A 4247-nucleotide genomic window follows, 5' to 3' on the forward strand; every position below is an offset into this window, starting at 1 on the left:
TCGCGTACCGTGATCAGCTCGCCTTCACGTCGGCGGTCAGCGGCACGGTTTTCTCGGGTCAGGACGATGGGGCAACGCTCAAAGCAGCACGGGTGAGGCTGCAGAGGCGGCGGGGACGAGGGTACAGCCTACTCGCGGCCGAGGTCACGGTGAGTCACTCTGACCGCGACGCCGGGGAGCTCGCCGATGCGGGCCGCGAGCTCGCGGACCATCACGACGGACCGGTGCTTGCCCCCGGTGCAGCCGATCGCCACGACCGAATGCCGCTTGTTCTCGCGCTCGTAGCCCGCGAGCACGGGGCGCAGGACCGCGGAGTAGGCATCGAGGAACTCCCGCGCGCCCTCCTGGGCCAGGACGTACTCGCGCACCGCCGGATCCTCACCGGTGAGGGGGCGGAGTTCCTCGTTCCAGAACGGGTTCGGCAAGAACCTCATGTCGGCGACAAGGTCGACGTCGGTGGGCAGACCGTACTTGAAGCCGAAGCTCATGAGCGTCACGGTGTGCCGTGCCGCGCCCTCCTCGCCGAACAGTTCGACGGTGCGGAGGGACAGCTGGTGCACGTTGTACGCCGACGTGTCGATGACGACGTCGGCCGTCTCCCGGATGGGTGTCAGACGTTCCCGCTCGCGCCGGATGCCGTCGAGGATCGTGCCGTCGCCCTGCAGCGGATGCGGTCGCCGGACGGCCTCGAACCGGCGCACGAGCACCGCATCCGAGGCATCCAGGAACACCACGCGCACCTGGCCGTCGGCCTGCAGCGCGCGCATCGCCTCCGGGAGGTCACCGAAGAGCGAACGCCCGCGGACGTCGACGACGACGGCCACGCGCGGCACCGCGCCCGCGGCGCGCTCGGTCAGATCGAGCAGCGGACGCAGCATCCGCGGCGGGAGGTTGTCGACGACGTACCAGTCGAGGTCCTCCAGGGCGTTGGCGACCGTGGACCGACCCGCGCCCGACATTCCCGTGACGATGAGGATCTCGCCGGGCGTGTCCGGTCCCGCCTGCATGATGCGCCCTTTCGTCGGGTTCCCAGCCTACCGAGACAGACGTGCGTGAATGGCCTCGGCGAGGGTCGGTCCGATCCCCGGCAGCTCCATGATCTCCTCGGGCGAGGCGTTCTTCAATGCGGTCACCGAACCGAAGTGCCGCAGCAGCGCCTTGATGCGGGCGTCGCCCAGCCCCGGCACCTCGGTGAGCACGCTGGAGATGTCTCGCTTGCGTCGCTTGCGTTGGTGCGTGATGGCGAACCGGTGCGCCTCGTCGCGCAGGCGCTGCAGCAGGTACAGCGCCTCGGACGTGCGCGGAAGGATCACGGGATAGTCCTCCCCCGGCAGCCACACCTCCTCGAGCCGCTTGGCGATGCCGCACAGGGCAATCTCCTCGTGGCCCGCGTCCGCGAGGGCGCGCGCAGCCGCCGCCACCTGCGGCTGCCCGCCGTCGACCACGAGCAGCTGGGGCCGGTAGGCGAACCTCGGGCGTTTGCGCGTCGTCACGACCTCGCCGTCGGCGGTCGCCTCGGGGCTCTCGGCATCCGCGACGATCGCTCCGCCGAGCGTCTCGCGCTCGTCGTCCTCGGGGCGGTCGACGTAGGCCAGTCGGCGAGTGAGCACCTGGTACAGCGAGTCGGTGTCGTCGGTGGTCTCGGCGACGCCGAACGAGCGGTACTGATCCTTGCGCGGCAGACCGTCCTCGAACACGACCATGGATGCCACGACGTTCGTGCCCGCGAGGTGCGAGACGTCGTAGCACTCGATGCGCAGGGGCGCCTCCGCCAACCCCAGGGCCTCCTGGAGGTCGGTCAGCGCCTGCGAGCGGGCGACGTAATCGCTCGTACGGCGCGTCTTGTGGAGCATGAGCGCCTGCTGCGCGTTGAGCGTCGCGGTCTTGAGCAGGTCGGCCTTGGGCCCGCGCTGCGCGACCTGCAACGACACCGGCCGGCCGCGCCGATCGCGGAGCCACGCCTCGAGCTGCTCGGCGTCGTCCGGCAGCTCGGGCACGAGCACCTGCCGCGGGATGTCGGCGGCCGTGGCGTCGCCGTACGTGCGCTGCAGCACCTGGTCGACGAGGTCGGCGCCGGAGATGTCGATCTCCTTCTCGATCGTCGTCGCGCGCACACCGCGGACGCGGCCGCCGCGGACGACGAAGTGCTGCACGGTCGCCGCGAGCTCGTCCTCCGCGATACCGAAGAGATCGGCATCCGTGTCGGCAGGCAGGACGAGCGCGCTCTTGCCGAGCACCGCATCGATGGCCTGCAGCTTGTCGCGGTACCGAGCGGCGGCCTCGTAGTCCATGGCGGCCGAGGCCTCCATCATGCGAGCCGTGAGCGCCTTGGTGAACCTCTGATCGCCACCGGACATGAACGCCACGAAGTCGTCGACGATCGCGCGGTGCTCCTCGATCGTCACCTTCATCGAGCACGGTCCGCCGCAGCGCCCGATCTGCCCCGGGAAGCACGGACGCCCCGACTGCATCGCCTTCTTGTACGACGAGTCGCTGCACGTGCGGATCGGGAAGACCTTGATCATCAGGTCGATCGTGTCGTGGACCGCCCAGACCTTCGGGTACGGCCCGAAGTACTTGGCTCCGCGGATCTTGGGGTTGCGCGTGACGATCACCCGCGGCGCCTCATCGGCGAGGGTGATCGCCATGAACGGGTAGGACTTGTCGTCGCGGTACCGGACGTTGAACGGCGGATCGAACTCCTTGATCCACATGTACTCCAGCTGCAGCGAGTCGACGTCGCTCGGCACCACGGTCCACTCCACGGACGCCGCGGTGGTGACCATGCGCCGCGTGCGCTCGTGCAGCGAGTACAGCGGCGCGAAGTAGTTCGACAGCCGCGCGCGCAGGTTCTTCGCCTTGCCGACGTAGAGCACGCGCCCCTCGGCGTCGCGGAAGCGGTAGACCCCCGGGTTGGTGGGGATCTCCCCCGCTTTCGGACGGTAGGGCAGCTGCGACACCCGTTCCCGGGATGCCACGGCTCAGGCCCCCGCGCGGGCCAGTTCCGGCTCGCGCTCGGCGGTGTTGCGCTGCGTGCCGGTGCGACCCGTCTCGAGGAGTTCGGCCAGGAACGCGCCGGTGTGGCTTTCGGGGACCGTCGCCACCTGCTCGGGCGTCCCGGTGGCGACGATCGTGCCGCCGCCGGCACCGCCCTCGGGGCCAAGGTCGATGACCCAGTCCGAGCTCTTGATCACGTCGAGGTTGTGCTCGATGACGATCACGGTGTTGCCCTTGTCGACCAGGCCGTTGAGCACCTTGAGCAGCAGCGAGACGTCCTCGAAGTGCAGACCCGTCGTCGGCTCGTCGAGCACGTAGATCGAGCGGCCGTTGCTGCGACGCTGGAGCTCGGTCGCGAGCTTGACGCGCTGCGCCTCGCCGCCCGAGAGCGTCGTCGCAGACTGCCCCAGTCGCACGTACCCGAGGCCCACGTCGACGAGGGTCTTGAGGTAGCGGTGGATCGCCTGGATCGGCTCGAAGAACTCCGCGGCCTCCGAGATCGGCATCTCGAGCACCTCGGCGATGTTCTTGCCCTTGTAGTGCACGGACAGCGTGTCGCGGTTGTACCGCTTGCCGTGGCACACCTCGCAGTCGACGTACACGTCGGGCAGGAAGTTCATCTCGATCTTGAGTGTGCCGTCGCCCGAGCACGCCTCGCAGCGACCGCCCTTGACGTTGAAGCTGAAGCGCCCGGCCTGGTAGCCGCGCACCTTCGCCTCGGGCGTCTCGCTGAACAGCGTGCGGATGCGGTCGAACACACCGGTGTAGGTCGCCGGGTTCGAGCGCGGGGTGCGGCCGATCGGCGCCTGGTCGACGTGCACGACCTTGTCGAGGTTGTCGAGACCCGTGACGCGCGTGTGCTTGCCGGGCACGCGGCGCGCACCGTTGAGCTTCGAGGCGAGGACTTCGTACAGGATGCCGTTGACCAGCGTCGACTTGCCCGAACCGCTCACCCCGGTCACCGAGGTCAGCACACCGAGGGGGAAGTCCACGGTCACGTTCTGCAGGTTGTTCTCGCGGGCACCGACGACGGTGATCTGGCGCTTCTTGTCGATCTTCCGGCGCTTCTTCGGCGCTTCGATCGACCGGCGCCCCGACAGGTACGCACCCGTCAGTGAGCGATCGTCGTCGAGCAGTTCGGCGAGCGGTCCCGAGTGCACGACGTTGCCGCCGTCGACGCCGGCGCGGGGGCCGATGTCGACGACCCAGTCGGCCGCGTGGATGGTCTCTTCGTCGTGCTCGACGACGAT

At 69.1% G+C, this 4247-nt stretch carries 2 protein-coding genes and 1 pseudogene; all 3 read right to left on the reverse strand.

Annotated elements, in window-relative coordinates:
• Positions 1–128: 128 nt before the first annotated feature.
• Positions 129–1007: an RNase adapter RapZ gene (gene rapZ / locus I5G_RS17985; RefSeq protein ID WP_022880299.1), complete on the reverse strand. Its 879-nt coding sequence runs from the start codon at positions 1005–1007 to the stop codon at positions 129–131.
• Positions 1008–1034: 27 nt separating this feature from the next.
• Positions 1035–2978, reverse strand: a complete 1944-nt coding sequence (gene uvrC / locus I5G_RS17990; protein WP_022880300.1) for an excinuclease ABC subunit UvrC — start codon at positions 2976–2978, stop codon at positions 1035–1037.
• A gap of 3 nt (positions 2979–2981) precedes the next feature.
• Positions 2982–4247 (reverse strand): annotated as a pseudogene (locus I5G_RS23430) (ATP-binding cassette domain-containing protein); the annotation flags it as partial.

The organism is Microbacterium sp. B19, assembly GCF_000333395.1.
GTDB lineage: Bacteria > Actinomycetota > Actinomycetes > Actinomycetales > Microbacteriaceae > Microbacterium.

Excerpts from the sequence above, each read along its gene's own strand:
- rapZ (WP_022880299.1), bottom strand. The coding sequence starts at position 1,007 with ATGCAGGCGGGACCGGACACGCCCGGCGAGATCCTCATCGTCACGGGA.